This window comes from Streptomyces justiciae (assembly GCF_015163075.1).
GTDB classification, from domain to species: Bacteria; Actinomycetota; Actinomycetes; order Streptomycetales; family Streptomycetaceae; genus Streptomyces; species Streptomyces justiciae.
The window spans coordinates 12,257-29,650 of record NZ_JADDXU010000002.1 but is presented as its reverse complement, the minus strand read 5'-3'; the positions used below and the strand labels follow the sequence as shown (position 1 = coordinate 29,650).

Here is a 17,394-nt window from a genome sequence, read left to right as displayed (position 1 = left end):
TACCTGTACGACCTGCGTCAAGAGGGCGGCGGCCTACTGGCCCGGGTCGTTCACCAGCACCGCCGCCCCCTCGAAACGACCGGCCTCGAGGTCCCGCAGCGCCTCGTCGGCCCGCTCCAGCGGATAGGTGTGCGTCGTGGCGCGTACGCCGTGACGCGCGGCGAGGGCCAGGAACTCCCGGGCGTCCTCGCGGGTGTTGGAGGTGACGCTGCGCACCTGCTTCTCGTAGAACAGCTCGCTCTCGTAGCGCAGCGACGGGATGTCGCTGAGATGGATGCCGGCGATCGCCAGCGTCCCGCCCCGGGCGAGCCCCCTCAACGCCACCGGGACCAGCTCCCCGGCGGGGGCGAACAGGATGGCGCTGTCCAGGGGCTCGGGCGGCGCGGCGTACGCGTCCTGCGCGGAGGCGGCTCCCAGGGTGAGCGCCAGGCGTCGGGCCGCGGCGCCGCGCGTGAGGACGTGCACGGTGGCGCCCTCGGCGAGCGCGACCTGGGCGCACAGATGGGCGCTGCCGCCGAACCCGTACAACCCGAGCCGTCCGCCGGGCGGCAGCGCTGCCCGGCGCAGCGCTCGGTAGCCGATGATGCCGGCGCAGAGCAGCGGCGCCGCCGCAACGTCGTCGAGCCCGGCCGGCAGCCGGTGGGCGAAGGCGGCCGGCACGGTCGTGTACTCGGCGTACCCGCCGTCCGCGTCCCAGCCGGTGTAGCGGGAGGCCGGGCAGAGGTTCTCGGCGCCCCGCAGGCAGTACGCGCACGTGCCGTCGGTACGGCGCAGCCAGGCGACCCCCACCCGGTCGCCCTCGGCGAAGCCGGGCGCCGCGCGGGCCACCACCCCGACGACCTCGTGCCCCGGCGTCACCCCGGGCCGGTGCGCCGGCAGATCTCCCTCGGCGACATGCAGATCGGTCCGGCACACCCCGCACGCGGTCACCCGCACGAGGAGCTCGTCGTCCGCCGGAGTGGGCACCGGCTTCTCGACGAACTGGAGGGCCGCCTCCTCCAGAGGCCCCGGCCGCACCACCGACCACGCCCGCATCACACCGGCCGTCATGAGGCTCCCCCTCTCCGCGAAGGCCCTTATCCAGTCTGAAACGGACCGAACCGTTCGGCGCGCGCCCCGGCGAACACGTGGCTAGCGTGAGAAACCGGACCACCCACCGAACCGGAGAGGGCCGCAGTCATGGCCGTACAACCTGAGGGAACCCCCTGTTGGGCCGACGCGATGTTCAGCGACGTGGAGGGAGCGAAGACCTTCTACGGCGACGTCCTCGGCTGGACCTTCGGCGAGGCGTCGTCGGAGTACGGCAACTACACGCAGGCCTACGCGGACGGCAAGGCCGTCGCCGCCGTCGTCCCGCCCATGCCCGGGCAGGAGGGCCAGTCGCAGTGGTGCCTGTACTTCGCGAGCCCGGACGCGGCGGCGACCGCTGCCAAGATCCGCGACAACGGCGGCGAGATCCTGATGGAGCCCATGGCGGTCGGCGACTTCGGCACGATGTGCCTGGGCCGCGACCCGGGCGGCGCCGTCTTCGGCGTCTGGCAGGCCGGTGTCCACGAGGGCTTCGAGGCCGTCGGCACGCCGGGCGCGTACGCCTGGGCGGAGATCTTCACACGCGACCCCGAGAAGGTGGACGCGTTCTTCCCGGCCGTCTTCCCGTACTCCAGGAAACGGATGGAGGACGACTCGATGGACTTCGGCATGTTCGACGTCGGCGAGAACACGGTCCTCGGCCGGATGAAGATGACGGAGGAGTTCCCGCCGGAGGTCCCCTCGTACATCAACGTCTACTTCGCGGTCGCCGACTGCGACGACGCCGTCGCCAAGGCCACCAAGCTCGGCGGCACCCTGCGCTTCGGGCCGGTGGACAGCCCCTTCGGCCGGTTCGCCGCCCTCAGCGACCCCCAGGGCGCGAGCTTCTCGGTGATCGACATGTCGACCACCGAGGGAGAGATGCCGAAGATCAGCGAGGTCTGAGCTCCCGGGCCCTGGGGCCGGGCATCGGCGTTGATGAGGCGCCGCTGCTTTCCCGCGACTTGGTCCGCCGGACAGGCCCTGGCCCGACCGTGGCATGATCGGTCGCATGCGTGAACGTGTGGTGGCCGCGTGCGACGGTGCATCGAAGGGAAATCCCGGACCGGCCGGCTGGGCCTGGGTCGTCGCCGACGAGGCGGAGACCCCGGCCCGCTGGGAGGCGGGTCCGCTCGGCCGGGCCACCAACAACGTCGCGGAACTGACCGCGCTGGAACGCCTGTTGACGGCGGTCGCCCCGGACGTGCCGCTGGAGATCCGGATGGACTCCCAGTACGCCATGAAGGCCGTCACCACCTGGCTGCCCGGCTGGAAGCGCAACGGCTGGAAGACGGCCGCGGGCAAGCCGGTCGCCAACCAGGAACTGGTCGTCCGCATCGACGAACTTCTCGACGGCCGCACGGTCGACTTCCGCTACGTCCCCGCCCACCAGGTCGACGGCGACCGCCTCAACGACTTCGCGGACCGCGCCGCCAGCCAGGCCGCCACGGTCCAGGAGCCCGCGGGCAGCGATCAGGGTTCCCCCGAGCCGCCGCCCTCCCCGGACACCCCGAAGACCTCCCGCCCCGCCAAGGCCAAGTCGCCCCGGCGAAGCGGCGGTTCGGCCTCCTCGTCCCGCACCGTCAAGGCGAAGTTCCCCGGCCGCTGCATGTGCGGCCGTCCCTACGCGGCGGGCGCGGACATCGCCAAGAACGACCAGGGCTGGGGTCACCCGGAGTGCCGTACGGCAGGGGCCTGATCAGCCGGCCTCAGTCCGTGTCGAAGGTGTAGTGCGCCCGGTGGTCCAGCAGATCCGCCGGGCGTACGTCGTTCCACGGCTTCATCGTCTCGCCCAGATCGACGACGTCCGGCGTCCCGGCCGCCGGCAGATACCCCGAGTCCGGATGCCGGCGCTGCCACTCGGCCCACAGCTTGTCGACGTAGGCGTGGTGCAGCCAGAACACCGGGTCGTTGGGGGAGACCCCGGTCGCCATCTGGCCGCCGACCCAGACATGGACCCGGTTGTGCAGATTGACCCCGCGCCAGCCCTCCAGGTGGTTGCGGAAGCCGTCCGACGCGCTGTTCCAGGGCGCCATGTCGTACGTCGCCATCGCCAGCACCGAGTCGACCTCCGCCCGGGTCGGCAGCTCGCGCACGGAGGTGCCGAGCGAGCGGCGCAGGAACGTGCGGCCGTCCACCCGCACGGATATGGGCCAGTTGCCCGCCGACGCGGCGAACGGCCCGTCCATCACCTGGCCGTCCCGGCTGCGCCCGGTGCCGCCGAGGAAGTCCGGCCCCCACAGCGCGGCGCGGGGGGAGCGGTCGGCCGACCAGTCCCAGTACGGCAGCGCGACGGACGCGTCCACCGACTGCAACGCCCGCTCGAACTCCAGGAGGTATCTGCGGTGCCAGGGCAGGAACGACGGTGAACGGTGGCCCGTGCGCTCGCTGTTGTCGCTGTCGGACATGATGAACGCGTTGTGCGTGGTGACGAAGGCGTCGTAGCGGCCGCTGCGCTTCAGCTCCAGGACGGCGGCGACGAACCGCCGCTTCTCGTCGGCGGTCAGGTTCGCCTGGTTCTTGCGGACGGTCATGTGCGGTACTCCAAAACGTGTACGGAGAAGGTCAGTTGGCCGGGAGCGGGACGAGCGGCGCGCCCTGGAGCTCGTCGACCGCGGCGCGTGCGGCGGCCTTCGGTGTCGGCACCGGGTCGTAGTGGCTGACGACGCTGATCCAGCTGCCGTCGGCGTTGCGCATCACGTGCAGCTCCACCCCGTCGATGAACACGGCGTATCCGGCGCCGTGGTGGTGACCGCCGCCCGAGGCCGGCCGGCCCTGTATCCGGCGGCCCTTGTAGACCTCGTCGAAGATGTCGGGGGAGTGGTGGTCGTGGGCGGAGGCCTGCGGGGCGACGGCCACCGTGGTGGCGACGGCGGCCGCGGAGGCGAGGGCGTGACGCCGGGTCAGTTCGGCCACGGGGTCGGTCCTTTCGGATGGGTGCGGCGGATGACCCCGTATGCCTATCGGTGCCGAAGAGGCGGCTGCGACCGGTTGGCTGCGATCCGGACAATTCCCGATATCCGGTGCAAGATTGAACGAAGATGATCTTGCTGTGAAGTGTGAAGGAGAGGCTCTGGAAGGGGAAATTCCACCGCGCGCACCCGCCCGCCCGGTGATCTTTCCCCGAACGGCGCCTCGCCGGTGACCTGCCTCACCCGCGGAAGCTGACGCAAAGCCCTGCTACCCTGCGTCGTCAAATGACCGCTCTGAGTGATTCCCAGGGGTGCGCGTGAAGGTCGCCTGTGTCGGAGGCGGGCCCGCCGGCCTGTATCTGTCGATCCTGCTCAAACTGCAGGACCCGTCCCACGACATCACCGTCTACGAGCGCAATCCGGAGGGCTCGACGTACGGCTGGGGCGTCACCTACTGGCGTGGACTGCTCGACAAGCTGCACGCACACGACCCCGAGTCGGCCCGTGCCGTCGAGGAGCACTCCGTCCGCTGGAACCACGGCGTCGCCCATGTGCGGGACCTCGCGACCCGCCAGGACGGCGACGAGGGCCACGGCATCGGCCGCCACCGCCTCCTGGAACTCCTCGCCGCCCGCGCCCGCTCCCTCGACGTCCGCCTGGAGTTCGAGCACGGCATCACCCCGGAGAACGTGCCCGACGCCGACCTGGTCGTGGCGGGCGACGGCGTCCACAGCGCGCTGCGCACCGCGCACGCCGAACACTTCGGCACCGAGGTCAGGGCCGGCCGCAACCACTACGTCTGGCTCGGCACCACCAAGGTCTTCGACGCCTTCACCTTCGCCTTCGTCGAGACCGACCACGGCTGGATCTGGTGCTACGGCTACGGCTTCGGCCCCGACCGCAGCACCTGCGTCATCGAATGCGCCCCCGAGACCTGGACCGGCCTCGGCCTCGACCGGGCCGACGAGGGCGAGGGCCTGGCCCTGCTGGAGAAGCTCTTCGCCGACATCCTGGACGGGCACGCCCTCATCGGCCGCTCCTCGGCCGACGGCAGCGCCCAGTGGCTGAACTTCCGCACCCTGACCAACCGCACCTGGTCGCACGGCAACCTCGTGCTCATGGGCGACGCCGCCCACACCACGCACTACTCCATCGGCGCCGGGACGACCCTCGCCCTGGAGGACGCCATGGCCCTGGCCGAGGCGCTGCGCGAGCACGCCGAGCTCCCCGAGGCCCTCGCCCGGTACGAGCGCCGGCGCAAGGCGGAACTCCTCTCGGTCCAGAGCGCCGCCCGCTACAGCGCCCAGTGGTACGAGAACCTCCCGCGCTACATCGGCCTGCCCCCGCAGCAGATGTTCGCCCTGCTCGGCCAGCGCCACTCCCCGCTGCTGCCCTACGTCCCGCCCCAGCTCTACTACCGGATCGACCGGGCCGCCGGACAGCTGGAGGTGCTGCGCCGGTTCAAGCGCTGGCTGGGACCGAAGATCGCCCGGAACGTGCACGCACGGGCGCTGGACTCCCGCAAGGACTGAAGGAGCGTCGGGAATTTCGCTAGGTGAATGGCTATTCACCCACTATGGTGAATAGCCATTCACCATTTTTTCATGTCCCGCTGGAGTGCCGATGGACGCACCCGCCCCGATACCCCGCCCGCTCCGGGACCGGCTGACGGTCCCGGTGCTGGCCTTCGGCGGCATCCTCATGGCCGTCATGCAGACCGTGGTCGTCCCGCTGCTGCCGGACCTGCCGCGACTGACCGGCGCCTCGCCGGGCACCGTCTCCTGGATGGTCACCGCGACCCTGCTGGCCGGCGCCGTCCTCACCCCGGTCCTCGGCCGCGCCGGGGACATGTACGGCAAACGCCGGGTCCTCATGGCGGCGCTCGCGCTGATGGCCGCCGGCTCGGTGCTGTGCGCCCTGTCCTCCGACATCCGGGTGCTCATCGCCGCCCGCGCGCTGTCCGGCGCCGCCGCCGCGGTCGTACCGCTGTCCATCAGCATCCTGCGCGACGAGCTCCCGCCGCAGCGGCGGGGGCACGCCGTCGCGCTGATGAGCTCGACCGTCGGCATCGGTGCGGCGCTGGGGCTGCCGCTCGCGGCGGTGATCGTGCAGTACGCGAACTGGCACGCCATGTTCTGGGTGACCGCGGCCCTCGGTGCCGTGGGCGTCGGATCGGTGTGGTGGGCGGTGCGGGAGTCGCCGGTGCGCGAGCCGGGCCGGTTCGACGTGCCGGGCACGCTGGGGCTGGCCACCGGCCTGGTGTGTCTGCTGCTCGGGGTGTCGCAGGGCGGGCAGTGGGGGTGGGGGAGCGCGCGGATCGTCGGACTCTTCGCGGCCGCCGTCGCCGTGCTCACCCTGTGGTGGTGGCAGCAGTTGCGGGCCGAACGGCCGCTGGTCGACCTGCGGCTGGTCTCCCGGCCGCGTGTGGGGCTGTCGCACGTCGCCGCGCTGCTGACCGGGTTCGCGTTCTACGCCAACTCCCTCGTCACCGCCCAGCTGGTGCAGGCGCCCGAGGCCACCGGGTACGGGCTCGACCTGTCGATCGTGCAGACGGGACTGGTGCTGCTGCCGAGCGGCTTCATCATGCTGCTGTTCTCACCCCTCTCCGCCAGGATCTCGGCGGCCCGCGGCCCGCGCGTCACCCTGGCCCTGGGCGCCGCGGTCATCGCGGCCGGGTACGCGGTGCGGATCGCCGACAGCCGCGACCTGTGGATGATCATGGTGGGCGCGGCGGTCGTCGGCACCGGCACCACTCTGGCGTACTCGGCGCTGCCGACGCTGATCCTGCACGCCGTCCCGGCCGGCCAGACCGCGTCCGCCAACGGCGTCAACGTCCTCATGCGCACGATCGGCCAGGCCGTGTCGAGCGCCGCCGTCGCCGCGGTGCTGGTCCGGCACACCAGCCCGGTGGGCGGCCTCCCGGTGCCCACCCTCGACGGCTATCTGCTCGCCTTCGGCATCGCGGGCGCGATCGCCCTGGCGGGCAGCGCCGTCGCGCTCTGCATCCCCGGCGATCCCGAGACCGGCGGCACGTGGCGGGCCCGGGGACCCCGGAAGGAGGTGATGGAGGGAGCATGAGAGCTGTGAGCACTCCACCCACCGCCTCCGACGCGGCACCCGCGCGCCGGGACGCCGAGGCCACCAAGGCGGCGATCCTCAGGTCTGCCCGCTACCTCCTGGCCCGGCACGCCCACACCGACATCACCCTCAAGGACGTCGCCGAACGCGCCGGAGTCAGCCCGCCGTTGATCCTCAAGTACTTCGGCAACAAGGACGCCCTCTTCGCCCGCGTCATGTCCTTCGAGGCCGACGCGGAGGCGCTGCTGGACGCCTCGCTGCCCGAACTGGGCCGGCACATGGTGCGGCACGTCCTGGAGAGCCAGAGCGAACGCGGCGCCGACCCCCTGCTGCGGATCGCGTTCGCGCCCCTGCACGGCGAGCAGGGCGACATCCTGCGCGCCAACTTCCGCACCCAGGTGACCGAACTCCTCGCCGACCGCCTCACCGGCCCCGACGCCGGCCTGCGCGCCGAACTCGCCGTCGGCACCCTGCTGGGCCTGGGCGTCATGTACGGCATAGCCCGCGGCCCGCATCTGAGGGCGAGCGCGATCGAGGACATCGTCGACCGCTACGCCCCTCTGGTGCAGGCCCAGTTGACGCCCTAGCCGAACAGCCGGTCCAGGAAGGCGTTCCCGAACACCCGGTGCGGATCGAGCCGGTCCAGCATCCCGGCCGCCTGCCCCCACGCCCCGTCCCCGAGCGACGCCGGCACCACCGTGCCCAGCACCTCCTCGTCGTCCCACACCGCGTCCTCGGTGTAGGCCCACCCCTTGGACCACTCCACCCGGGTGAGGGAGTCCGTGCCGTCGTGGCTGTCCAGCAGGAACCGTTCGATCTCGCGCAGGAACTGCTCCGCGTACGGCGTCCCCGGCAGCGTCAGGATGTCCAGCCAGACGGCGGTGTCCCACTCCGGGTGCCCGGCGTCGGGCCGCAGCGCGGACAGCAACGGGGCCCGGGCGCCGACGAGTTCGGCGTCCGCCGGGTCGTCGAGGCCCGTCACCCGGATCTCCACCGAGCCGTTGACCGGGAACCGGCCGAGCGCGGAGTACACCGCAAGGCGCTCCCGGTAGAAGTCGGTGAACTCGGCGACGACCCGCTGCACTTGGTCCCGCCGCGTGAGCACCGCGTAGCCGTTGGCGTTGATCCGCAGCGTGGTCGGCTTCAGATAGAGCAGCGTGTTCTTCGACGGCCCCCAGATGTCGGCCGACAGCGTCGCCACGAGCCCGAGCGCGGCCGCGTCGTACTGCGCGTTCCCGAGTACCGGCGCCAGATACCAGGCCGCGTCCGACACCATCCGCCCGGCGATGTCCGCCACCAGGGTGGGGACGTTGTCGGAGAACGGGTAGTTGTACGGCGACGTCACCCGCCGCGAGGTGAGCGGCTTCGTCGGCTCGACGCTCCACACCTTCAACCACGGGAACTCCGTGAAGGCGAACCAGATCGCCTCCACCCTCCCCGCCTGGTCCAGGTAGCTCGCGAGGGTGCGCCCGTCCCCGCCGGGCGCGGCGAAGAGCTCCGCGGCCGGGATGTCCGTACGGCTCACACAGCGCAGATTGCTGTTGGCACCGACCCGCAGCACCACCTCGGTGACGAGGGCCCGACCGAGGTGGGTCAGCAGCGCCGCGCTGTCCGCCTCGGCGCGGTCGAAGGTCCGCAGGACGTACGCGTCGCTCGCCTCGTCCCACACCACCGCCGTGACGGTCAGCACGCGATTGCTGAGCGAGCCGTACGTCTGTCCCGGCAGCCGCTCCTCGCCCCGCGCGGGTACGGCCGTGCCGTGCGCGTCGATCGCCAGGGCGCCGCCCAGCGTGAGGTCGCCGGGCGCGGGGGCGGCGGTGACCCCGAGGCCGTGCCCCTCCAGGAACGTCAGCAGGGCCTCCAGCGTGACGCCGGTGCCGACCCGCACGGCGTGCGACGACTCCAGGGTCAGGCCGGTCAGATGGGTAGCGGTGTCCACGAGGAGGACGGGGGCGTCCGACGGGGTGCCCTCCGTGAGGGTCAGCGGGGACCAGCCGTGGGAGGAACCCCGGCCGCGTACTCTCCAGCCGTTTCTCCAGGCCCAGTTGACGACGGCGACGACCTGCTCCCCGTCGGCCGGGGAGCAGGCCCACAGGCCGTCCGCGGTGATCTCGCCGACCCAGTTCCGGTAGGCCGTGCGATAGAGGGCGACGTCTCCGGGGAAGTCCGGGAGTTCCGCCGCGGCGACCGCCGGATCGGCCGGCAGCAGGGTCAGAGCGGCTGCGCTGAGGAGAAAACTCCTGCGGGTCCATGTGTCCGTCACGGGCACAAGCTAGGCACTCGCTTGACAGAGAGCGCTTGCCCGTCGAAGGCATTCACTCATGTGAGTGAATCATTCACAGGTGGCGGCCTGGCGGAGCCCGTTCCGCGCGCGGCCGTGGCGGATGACAGACTGACGCCATGGACGAGCGCACTTTCGGCAGGTTGGGTCAGCGGGCATCCGTCGTCGGTCTCGGTACGTGGCAGTTGGGTGCCGACTGGGGAGACGTCGACGACAAGGAAGCCCTTTCGGTACTGGAGGCGGCGGCCGAGTCGGGAGTCACCTTCTTCGACACCGCCGACGTCTACGGCGACGGCCGCAGCGAGCAGACCATCGCGACGTTCCTGCGCGGCCGCCCCGATCTGCATGTGTTCGTGGCGACGAAGATGGGCCGCCGCGTCGAGCAGATCCCGGAGAACTACGTCCTCGACAACTTCCGCGCCTGGAACGACCGTTCCCGCCGCAACCTCGGCGTCGACCGCCTCGACCTGGTGCAGCTGCACTGCCCGCCCACCCCCGTCTACTCGAGCGACGAGGTCTTCGACGCCCTCGACACCCTCGTCGCGGAGGAGCGCATCGCCGCCTACGGCGTCAGCGTGGAGACCTGCGAGGAGGCCCTCACCGCGATCGCCCGGCCGGGTGTGGCGAGCGTGCAGATCATCTTCAACGCCTTCCGCATGAAGCCGCTGCAGAAGGTGCTTCCCGCCGCCCAGGAGGCCGGCGTCGGGATCATCGCTCGCGTCCCGCTGGCCTCCGGTCTGCTGTCGGGGAAGTACACCAAGGACACCGTCTTCCCCGAGAACGACCACCGCACCTACAACCGGCACGGCGAGTCCTTCGACGTCGGCGAGACCTTCTCCGGCGTCGACTACACGACCGGCGTGGAGGCCGCCGCCGAGTTCTCCGCCCTCGCCCCCGAGGGGTACACCCCGGCCCAGCTCGCCCTGCGCTGGATCGTCCAGCAGCCCGGTGTCACCACCGTCATCCCCGGCGCCCGCAACCCGGAGCAGGCCCGCGCCAACGCGGCCGCCGCCGCGCTGCCGGAGCTGTCCGCCGAGACGCTCACCGCGATCCAGGACATCTACGACCGGCGGATCAAGGACCAGGTCGAGAGCCGCTGGTAGTCCGCCGGCGCGGGTGACCCGGCTGTTTGAACGATCAGACACCGGGTTACCCGTCCCGCATGGTGCAGGCACCGGAGAGGCGTACCGGCCGTGACGAGACCGCGGACGAGCGAGCCGACCGCATGTGGGGGGAGCTCATGCAGGAGATCCGCGTCGCCCAGATGGGTGTGCAGATCCTGTTCGGCTTTCTGCTGACCGTCGTCTTCACCCCGAAGTACGCCGACCTCGGCCACACCGAGAAGGCCATCTACATCGTCACGGTCGTCCTCGGCGCCACCGCCACCGGCGCCCTCATCGGGCCGGTCTCCCTGCACCGTCTGGTCTCCGGGCGGCGCATCAAGCCACGGGCGGTGGAGTGGGCCTCGCGGCTGACCTTCATCGGCCTGCTGCTGCTCCTCGTCACCACCGCCTCCTCGCTCCTGCTGATCCTCCGCGTCGCCACCCACGACCCGTTCGTGCCCTGGCTGGTCACCGCGGTAGTGGCGTGGTACCTCGTGTGCTGGTTCGTCGTCCCGCTGTGGGTGCGGCGCCGCTATACGACGAAGTGACGTCCGGGAGCGGCAGTTTCGACAGCTGACGGTCGTGCACACGGCTCAGCACCAGCACCGACACGGTCGCCCCGAGGAGCGCGCAGAACATGTCCCACTGCGTGTCCCACACATCCCCCTGCGTCGCGAGGAACGCGTCCGCCGCCTGACCGCCGACCACCGCGGCCAGCCACTCCAGCATCTCGAAGACGGCACTGAAGGCGAGGCACGCGCACACCGTCAGCGGCGCCAGCCAACGGCTGCCGCGCAGCGGTGAGGTGCGGCTGAGCAACTCCCGTACCAGGACGGCCGGTACGAAGCCCTGCATGAGGTGGCCGAAACGGTCGTACGGATTGCGCTCCAGGCCCAGTTCGTCGCGCAGCCAGTTCCCGAGCGGCACCTGCGCGTAGGTGTAGTGGCCGCCCACCATCAGCACCACCGCGTGCACGGCCAGCAGACAGCACAGCAGGTCGGTGAGCGGGAAGCGGCGCCGGGCCAGCACGATCAGCGGCAGGCCCACCAGCACCCACACGGTCTCCAGGAACCAGGTGGTGCGGTCCTTCGGGCCCCACGCGGAGAGGACCATCCCCACTACCACGGCCCCCGCGAGGAGGGTGGGCAGCGGGCGGCGCACTGCTGTCATGTTCAGGCTCCTTTTCGTCGGAGCCCCATCGTGCTGGCACCGCGCGCGCCGGGCATGAGTACGGCTACTCAGCCCGGTCCTGAGCGAAGAGCTCGGCGAGGAACTCGTCGACCCCGCTCCGCTCGCTGCCCGGCGGGACCAGTTCCCGGGTTCTGCGCAGGAACGTGGTCACCGCCGGGGCCCACACGAAGATCACGGCGTGATGCCGGCCGCCGTCGGGGTGGGCGTCGCCGAGGAACTCGATGCGCAGCTCGTGCCCCATGCCCGTGGACACGGGACACATGCGTACGTCACCCAGCCCGACGGGCTTGAACAGCCCCTCGGCGAGCATCTCCCGGTCGAGCCGCCAGCGGGCGAGGACCCGGCCGTCATGGCTGAACACCGCCGTGACGGCGAACGGGTCGGAGGCGTCGTACGACAGGTGGGCGAGCACGGGGAAACGGTGCGTGACGCCCGCCTGGAGCTGCACGACCAGGGACTTGTGCACGAGGGGGTTCACCTGAGGGCCTCCGGGGAGAACGGACTTGGCCCCCTCTAGTACCCCTGTCGCGCACAAGATGCTCACTCCGGAGAGTGATTCCCGCGGGCCCCGCGCAACGCGGTGATGCAGGCGCCGATGGCCTGCTGCAACTCCTCCAGCTGCTGGACCATGTCGTCCTCGTAGAAGTCCTGCGCGTCGTCGAAGGTCAGCTCCTCGAAGACCTTCGTCGCCTTCTGGAGACTGCTGTAGAACTTCGTCCGCCGTTCCTGGACCCGGAGTTCGGGGTCGGCCTCCACGGCCTCGACGACGAGGGTCTTCATGGTGTCGTAGGCCTCCGTGGCCCACTCGCCGGTGTCCTCGTCGTCCTCCAGCTCGTCCAGGAGCGAGAGGTGGCGCTCGGCCTCCTGGCGGAGGTCGACGGGCGCGTCGACGGTCTGGCCGGCCGGGGTCTTGATCTGGCCGGACTCGGCGATCTGGCGGACGTAGCCGATCCGGTCGGCGGCCCGGCTCTCGGTGGCGACGGCCTTCTTCAGGTCGTCGGTGCGCACGACGTCACGGGCCAGCTCGGACTGGAGCTCCGGGTCCTCGCGCACCCGGTCCAGGAGCGCCTGGCGGGCGGCGCGGGCGGTGGAGGGGTCGGCGAGGATCGCGGCCCGCAGCGCGGTCGGGTTCTCGGCGACCTCCAGCGCCTTCGTCGGCCGGATGCCCTCCGCCTCGGCGGCCTCGGCGATGGCGGTGCCGCGCTCGGACGTGGCGCTGTTGCGGGAGACGTAGTAGCTGAGCCACACGTCGGCGTCCGGCAGCTCCACCTCCTGGCCCGGCGCGAGCGCCTCGAACTGCGGGACGATGCCGTCGTCGGCGGCCCGGTCCCATGCCTTGTAGTAGCGCATGACACGGTCGGCGGAGCAGCCGGCGAGCTCGGCGAACTCCTTCGCCGACACCTTCGGCGTCTCGTCCGCGCCCTGCCCGCCAGGCCGGACGCTGCGCGCCACCATCAGGCCGAAGGCCCATCCGCCGGTCCGCGCGTAGACGCCGAACTCGCGGGCGTCCCGCGCCACGAGGTCGGACAGCGGCGCGGGGGACGTCTCGGCCGACGTCTCGGACGGATCGATCGCTAGGGTCACAGGTGTCTCTCCTGAGGAGGGGCTGATGGGACTGCACACGTGCAGACCGGCAGCCTATATCGACCCATTGGCGATGCTTTGGCAGGCCCTCTGTGTCTAGCTGTCCAGGGCGTCGTGGAGCGCCGGGAGCAGGGTCTTCTCCGCCCAGTCCAGATACGCCGGCTGCGACTCGCCGCCGATCTGCACCAGGGCGATCTCCGTGAAACCGGCGTCCGCGTAGGGACGTACGGCCTCGACGAAGTCGTCCGGGTCGTCGCCGCACGGAATGGACGCGGTGACATCGTCCGGTGTCACGAACTGCGTCGCCGACTCGAACGCATCGGGGTGCGGCAGCTCGGAGTTGACCTTCCAGCCGCCGCCGAACCAGCGGAACTGGGCGTGCGCCCGGTGCACGGCCGTGTCCCGGTCGGGGTCGTAACAGACCGGCAGCTGGCCCACGCGCGGCTTGCCCGCGCCGCCGTGCCGGTCGAAGGAGTCCAGCAGGCCCGCCTTCGGCTCCGTCGCGATCACCAGGTCCGCGAGCCGGCCCGCGAGCGCGCAGGACTGCTCACCGGAGACGGCGACGCCGATCGGCACCGGCTCGTCGGGCAGGTCCCACAACCGGGCCGACTCCACGTCGAAGTGCGTGCCCCGCCGGTTCACATGACCGCCCGCGAAGAGCGCCCGGATGATCTCGACCGCCTCCTGAAGCATCTCGTGCCGCACGTCCACGGACGGCCAACCGCCGCCCACCACATGCTCGTTGAGATTCTCCCCCGAGCCCAGCCCCAGCCGGAACCGGCCCTCCGACAGCAACTGCATCGTCGCCGCCTTCTGGGCCACGACCGCCGGGTGGTAGCGGAACGTCGGACACGTCACATAGGTCATCAGCGGAATGCGCGAGGTGGCCTGCGCGGCGGCGCCGAGCACACTCCACGCGTACGGCGAGTGACCCTGCGAGCGCAGCCACGGAAAGTAGTGGTCCGAGGTCACCGAGAAGTCGAAGCCGACCTCCTCGGCGCGCACCACATGGTCGACCAGCTCTCGGGGCCCGGCCTGCTCGGTCATCATCGTGTATCCGATTTGCACCATAAGCCGCGAGTCCCCTGGCTGGGCCACCGAAAACGGCCGACCGGCATCTGGATCATGGCGGGGCCGCCGGGGGAGGATGCCCGCATGAGTGTGCGCCCCCTGCCCACGGGCACCCCGTCCGCCGAAGGCGTCGACGCGTCCGGCGTCCACGCCTTCCTCGACGCCCTGGAAGCCTCCCCCGACATCGAGCCGCACAGCCTGATGCTGCTGCGCCACGGCAAGGTCGTGGCCTCCGGCTGGTGGGCGCCGTACACCGCCGACCGCCCCCACCTGCTGTACTCGCTCAGCAAGAGCTTCACCGCCACGGCCGCCGCGTTCGCCGTGGCCGAGGGGCTGCTCCGGCTCGACGACACGGTGATCTCGTACTTCCCGGAGTTCGACGCCGACATCACCGACCCGCGCAGCCGCGCGATGCTCGTCCGGCATGTCGCGACGATGGCCAGCGGACACGCGGCCGAGACCCATGAGCAGGCCCTGGCGGCGGACCGGGAGGAGCCGGTGCGCGGCTTCCTCCTGCTGCCGCCGGACGGCGACCCGGGCACGGTCTTCGCCTACAACCAGCCCACCACCTACACCCTCGCCGCGATCGTCCAGCGGGTCACCGGCCAGACCCTCACCGACTATCTGCGTCCCCGCCTCTTCGACCCGATCGGCATCGGCGACGTCGCCTGGCTGACGGACCGGACCGGACGCCAGCTCGGCTACAGCGGACTGCACGCCACCACCGACGCGATCGCCCGCCTCGGCCGGCTCTATCTCCAGGACGGCGTGTGGGAGGGCGAGCGGGTGCTGCCCGAGGGGTGGGTCGAGGAGGCGACCCGGTCCCACATCGCCAGCGGGGACGAGAGCTGGTCGGCGGACTGGCGGCACGGGTACGGCTACCAGTTCTGGATGTCGCAGCACGGCTATCGCGGCGACGGGGCGTACGGGCAGTACTGCCTCGTGCTGCCCGAGCAGGACGCCGTGATCGCGTTCACCGGGGCCACCGACCAGATGCAGGCCGTCCTCGACCTGGTCTGGCGGCATCTGCTCCCCGCGTTCGGTCGCACCACGCCGGAGGCGGACGCCTCGCTCGCGGAGCGCATGGCCGGGCTCGCGCTGCCGCCGGCCGCGGGCAAACCGGCACAGCTGGACGGTGCCGTCACGTTCACGCCGTACGACGGCGGCTGCGCGGGTCTTCCCAGGCTGACGGCCGTGGAGGTCGGCGCGGACGGCCGACGGGTGACCCTCGTCGAGGACGGGCACCGGCTGGAGCTGGGGTGCGGTGAGCCCGGCTGGACCGTCACCGAGGGCCCGGTACCGGCCGCGGTGAGCGGGGGATGGACCGACGAGGACACGCTCGTGCTCGACGTGGCGCTGCTGGAGACGCCGCACCACCTGGATGTGACCTGCTCGCTCACGGACCGGACGTTCACCGCGAAGTGGCGCACGCAGCCCCTGCACAGCTCCCGCATCGGGGCGATGCGGGCACCCCGCGACTCAGTCTGACGGCACCTCGAAGGTCCGCAGGATCGTCTCCAGGGCCTCCTGGTTGGCGGCGTCGTCCCAGTCGGCCGCCGGGGTCGTCCAGCGCAGCGAGTAGCCACGGCCACCGCCGATGAGGAAGCCCCGGCCCAGGGTCTGCACGCGGGTGCCGTCGACGGTGGCGAGCCACTCCATGTCGGCGGCCTCACGGCCCTGGTACGTCGTCGCCCGGATGTCCCCGACGCGTCGGTAGTCGCCGGACTGCTGGAGCGACGGCTCGACGTCGTCCCGCCAGACGGCGACCGGGTCGTCGCCCACGCGCGTGCTGTAGGTGACGGCGAGTGTGCGGGGATCGCCCTCGGTGCCGAGGACGACCCGGTAGGCCAGGTCGTCCTGTGTCTTGGTGCTCAGCACCTCCCAGCCTCGGGGGAGCGAGACGGAGAAGCCCTGAGGCGCGGTGTAGTGCTGGAACTCCGGGGTCGGTGACGGGGCCGCGCTGGTCGGCTCGGGGGTGGGTGTGGGGGTGGGAGTCGCCGTGGGCGTGGGCGTGGGCGTCGGCTTCGGGGAGGGCGGGGCCGCCGGACCACCGGTGGCCGAGGCGGTCGGTCTGACCGGTGGGGCGTCTGCCGCGGAGTCGTCGGAATCCGTGGGGAGTTGACCCGTCGCGGCGAGGATCGCGGCGGTCACGGTGACGACGGCCAGTGCCGTGCCCGCGGCCATCGTGCGCCGGCTCCGGCCCGGTCCGGCGGCGTACAGGCGGCGCAGCCGGGGCGGGGCGGCCTCGCCCGAAGCGGCGTCGGGGTCCTCGTCCACGACGCGGGTGAGGGCCTCGCGGACCAGCTGGCGGCTGAGGCGTTCCCGGGAGTTCTTGCGGAGCAGCCCCTGCACGGTCGGGGTGAGCGGTCCGGCCCGCACCGGGCTGCGCAGCGGCAGCCGGTCCACGCCCTTCAGCGTCGTCGACGGGCTGTCCCGGTCCCGGAACGGTGGCCGGCCCTCGACCATCGTGTAGAGCATCGCGCCGAGCGCCCACAGGTCCGCGGCCGGGCCGATCCGCTCGTCACGGGCCTGCTCCGGGGAGGCGTACGACGGTGCGCTGACCCGGGGCGCGAGGGTCGCGCCGGCCAGCCCGAAGCCGGTCACCACGAGGGGGCCGTCGTCCCGCACGAACACCTGGCCGGGGCTGAGTTCGCCGTGCGTGATGCCCTCGCCGTGCCCGGCCTCCAGCACGTCGAGCAGCTCCAGGCCGATGCGGGCGGCGCGCGCGTAGTCGAACGTGCCCTGGCGCTCCAGGAGTTCGCCCAGCGGGGTGCCCTCGATCCACTCGGTGACGGTCCACAGGGTGCCGTACTCCTCGACGGCGTCGACGACCGCGGCGACCCGGCCCGGACAGAGCCGGCCCATGGTCTCGGACATCCGGACGACCCGGGCGACGGCCCGCCGCGAGCTCTCCCCGTCGGGGTCCGGCGGCAACCCGATCTGGGTGAGGAGACAGGGGCGGCCGGCCTCGACGTCCTCGCCGTACCAGCAGACGCGGTTGGTCTCGCGGTGGAGGACCTCCAGGAGCCGGTACCGTCCGGCGACCAGCTCTTGTGTGGAGACGTGCGCCTTGACCATGGTCATCCCTCGCTGAACCCCTGGCTCT

At 71.7% G+C, this 17,394-nt stretch carries 17 protein-coding genes; 8 read left to right on the top strand and 9 right to left on the bottom strand.

Translation table 11 applies throughout. From position 1 onward, the window contains the following. Window positions 1-33: 33 nt before the first annotated feature. Entirely contained in the window at window positions 34-1,035 is a 1,002-nt protein-coding gene (locus IQ210_RS04285) for a zinc-binding alcohol dehydrogenase family protein (RefSeq protein WP_194078169.1), read from the bottom strand. Between the two features lie 144 nt (window positions 1,036-1,179). Between IQ210_RS04285 and IQ210_RS04280 the strand changes: the two genes are divergently transcribed. Together IQ210_RS04280 and IQ210_RS04275 are read left to right on the top strand one after the other, a co-directional pair. Further along, window positions 1,180-1,974 (top strand): VOC family protein, encoded by a 795-nt coding sequence (locus tag IQ210_RS04280; RefSeq protein ID WP_194077169.1) that lies wholly within the window; start codon window positions 1,180-1,182, stop codon window positions 1,972-1,974. Between the two features lie 94 nt (window positions 1,975-2,068). Next, a complete protein-coding gene (locus IQ210_RS04275; RefSeq protein ID WP_194077167.1) occupies window positions 2,069-2,767 on the top strand; it encodes a ribonuclease H family protein in 699 nt (232 codons plus the stop codon). A gap of 10 nt (window positions 2,768-2,777) precedes the next feature. On the opposite strand, the gene melC2 is transcribed toward IQ210_RS04275, so the two are convergent. Then, complete coding sequence (melC2, locus tag IQ210_RS04270; protein ID WP_194077165.1) at window positions 2,778-3,602, bottom strand: tyrosinase MelC2; 825 nt, start codon at window positions 3,600-3,602, stop codon at window positions 2,778-2,780. Window positions 3,603-3,633: 31 nt separating this feature from the next. Continuing rightward, a complete protein-coding gene (melC1, locus tag IQ210_RS04265) occupies window positions 3,634-3,984 on the bottom strand; it encodes an apotyrosinase chaperone MelC1 (protein WP_194077162.1) in 351 nt (116 codons plus the stop codon). 313 nt (window positions 3,985-4,297) lie between these two features. Here melC1 and IQ210_RS04260 point away from each other — a divergent pair, with 313 nt between their 5' ends. The 3 genes from IQ210_RS04260 to IQ210_RS04250 all read left to right on the top strand — a co-directional run bounded on the left by IQ210_RS04260 (window position 4,298) and on the right by IQ210_RS04250 (window position 7,645). Further along, window positions 4,298-5,512: an FAD-dependent monooxygenase gene (locus tag IQ210_RS04260; protein WP_194077160.1), complete on the top strand. Its 1,215-nt coding sequence runs from the start codon at window positions 4,298-4,300 to the stop codon at window positions 5,510-5,512. A 91-nt stretch (window positions 5,513-5,603) separates the two neighbouring features. Further along, window positions 5,604-7,058 (top strand): MFS transporter, encoded by a 1,455-nt coding sequence (locus tag IQ210_RS04255; RefSeq protein ID WP_194077158.1) that lies wholly within the window; start codon window positions 5,604-5,606, stop codon window positions 7,056-7,058. Beyond that, window positions 7,055-7,645, top strand: coding sequence for a TetR/AcrR family transcriptional regulator (locus IQ210_RS04250; protein ID WP_194077157.1), 591 nt, complete (start codon window positions 7,055-7,057; stop codon window positions 7,643-7,645). Before IQ210_RS04255 ends, IQ210_RS04250 begins: the two co-directional genes overlap by 4 nt. Here the strand turns inward: IQ210_RS04250 and IQ210_RS04245 are convergent. Continuing rightward, window positions 7,642-9,321, bottom strand: coding sequence for a cholesterol oxidase substrate-binding domain-containing protein (locus IQ210_RS04245; RefSeq protein ID WP_194077156.1), 1,680 nt, complete (start codon window positions 9,319-9,321; stop codon window positions 7,642-7,644). The genes IQ210_RS04250 and IQ210_RS04245 overlap by 4 nt on opposite strands. Window positions 9,322-9,458: 137 nt before the next feature. Between IQ210_RS04245 and IQ210_RS04240 the strand changes: the two genes are divergently transcribed. Next, the gene (locus IQ210_RS04240) at window positions 9,459-10,442 is read left to right on the top strand and encodes an aldo/keto reductase (RefSeq protein ID WP_194077155.1); all 984 of its coding nucleotides are present in this window, start codon (window positions 9,459-9,461) and stop codon (window positions 10,440-10,442) included. 59 nt (window positions 10,443-10,501) lie between these two features. After that, window positions 10,502-10,990, top strand: coding sequence for a DUF6328 family protein (locus IQ210_RS04235; RefSeq protein ID WP_194077154.1), 489 nt, complete (start codon window positions 10,502-10,504; stop codon window positions 10,988-10,990). On the opposite strand, the gene IQ210_RS04230 is transcribed toward IQ210_RS04235, so the two are convergent. The 4 genes from IQ210_RS04230 to IQ210_RS04215 all read right to left on the bottom strand — a co-directional run bounded on the left by IQ210_RS04230 (window position 10,911) and on the right by IQ210_RS04215 (window position 14,288). Next, on the bottom strand, window positions 10,911-11,612 hold the full coding sequence (locus tag IQ210_RS04230; protein ID WP_194077153.1) for a DUF2238 domain-containing protein: 702 nt from the start codon (window positions 11,610-11,612) through the stop codon (window positions 10,911-10,913). The genes IQ210_RS04235 and IQ210_RS04230 overlap by 80 nt on opposite strands. A 64-nt stretch (window positions 11,613-11,676) precedes the next feature. Further along, window positions 11,677-12,111: an SsgA family sporulation/cell division regulator gene (locus IQ210_RS04225; RefSeq protein ID WP_194077152.1), complete on the bottom strand. Its 435-nt coding sequence runs from the start codon at window positions 12,109-12,111 to the stop codon at window positions 11,677-11,679. Window positions 12,112-12,173: 62 nt separating this feature from the next. Next, on the bottom strand, window positions 12,174-13,217 hold the full coding sequence (locus tag IQ210_RS04220; RefSeq protein WP_194077149.1) for a hypothetical protein: 1,044 nt from the start codon (window positions 13,215-13,217) through the stop codon (window positions 12,174-12,176). A gap of 96 nt (window positions 13,218-13,313) precedes the next feature. After that, on the bottom strand, window positions 13,314-14,288 hold the full coding sequence (locus tag IQ210_RS04215; RefSeq protein WP_194077147.1) for an LLM class F420-dependent oxidoreductase: 975 nt from the start codon (window positions 14,286-14,288) through the stop codon (window positions 13,314-13,316). 84 nt (window positions 14,289-14,372) lie between these two features. Between IQ210_RS04215 and IQ210_RS04210 the strand changes: the two genes are divergently transcribed. Beyond that, the gene (locus tag IQ210_RS04210) at window positions 14,373-15,776 is read left to right on the top strand and encodes a serine hydrolase domain-containing protein (protein ID WP_194077145.1); all 1,404 of its coding nucleotides are present in this window, start codon (window positions 14,373-14,375) and stop codon (window positions 15,774-15,776) included. On the opposite strand, the gene IQ210_RS04205 is transcribed toward IQ210_RS04210, so the two are convergent. Beyond that, window positions 15,768-17,372 (bottom strand): serine/threonine protein kinase, encoded by a 1,605-nt coding sequence (locus IQ210_RS04205; RefSeq protein WP_228047037.1) that lies wholly within the window; start codon window positions 17,370-17,372, stop codon window positions 15,768-15,770. The two genes, IQ210_RS04210 and IQ210_RS04205, sit on opposite strands and share 9 nt — an antisense overlap. Window positions 17,373-17,394: the final 22 nt, after the last annotated feature.

Coding starts and splice junctions, on each gene's coding strand:
- IQ210_RS04250 (WP_194077157.1), top strand. CDS start 7,055: ATGAGAGCTGTGAGCACTCCACCCACCGCCTCCGACGCGGCACCCGCG.
- IQ210_RS04205 (WP_228047037.1), bottom strand. CDS start 17,372: ATGACCATGGTCAAGGCGCACGTCTCCACACAAGAGCTGGTCGCCGGA.
- IQ210_RS04240 (WP_194077155.1), top strand. CDS start 9,459: ATGGACGAGCGCACTTTCGGCAGGTTGGGTCAGCGGGCATCCGTCGTC.
- IQ210_RS04285 (WP_194078169.1), bottom strand. CDS start 1,035: ATGCGGGCGTGGTCGGTGGTGCGGCCGGGGCCTCTGGAGGAGGCGGCC.
- IQ210_RS04280 (WP_194077169.1), top strand. CDS start 1,180: ATGGCCGTACAACCTGAGGGAACCCCCTGTTGGGCCGACGCGATGTTC.
- IQ210_RS04215 (WP_194077147.1), bottom strand. CDS start 14,288: ATGGTGCAAATCGGATACACGATGATGACCGAGCAGGCCGGGCCCCGA.
- IQ210_RS04255 (WP_194077158.1), top strand. CDS start 5,604: ATGGACGCACCCGCCCCGATACCCCGCCCGCTCCGGGACCGGCTGACG.
- melC2 (WP_194077165.1), bottom strand. CDS start 3,602: ATGACCGTCCGCAAGAACCAGGCGAACCTGACCGCCGACGAGAAGCGG.
- IQ210_RS04210 (WP_194077145.1), top strand. CDS start 14,373: ATGAGTGTGCGCCCCCTGCCCACGGGCACCCCGTCCGCCGAAGGCGTC.
- IQ210_RS04235 (WP_194077154.1), top strand. CDS start 10,502: ATGGTGCAGGCACCGGAGAGGCGTACCGGCCGTGACGAGACCGCGGAC.
- IQ210_RS04275 (WP_194077167.1), top strand. CDS start 2,069: ATGATCGGTCGCATGCGTGAACGTGTGGTGGCCGCGTGCGACGGTGCA.
- IQ210_RS04230 (WP_194077153.1), bottom strand. CDS start 11,612: ATGACAGCAGTGCGCCGCCCGCTGCCCACCCTCCTCGCGGGGGCCGTG.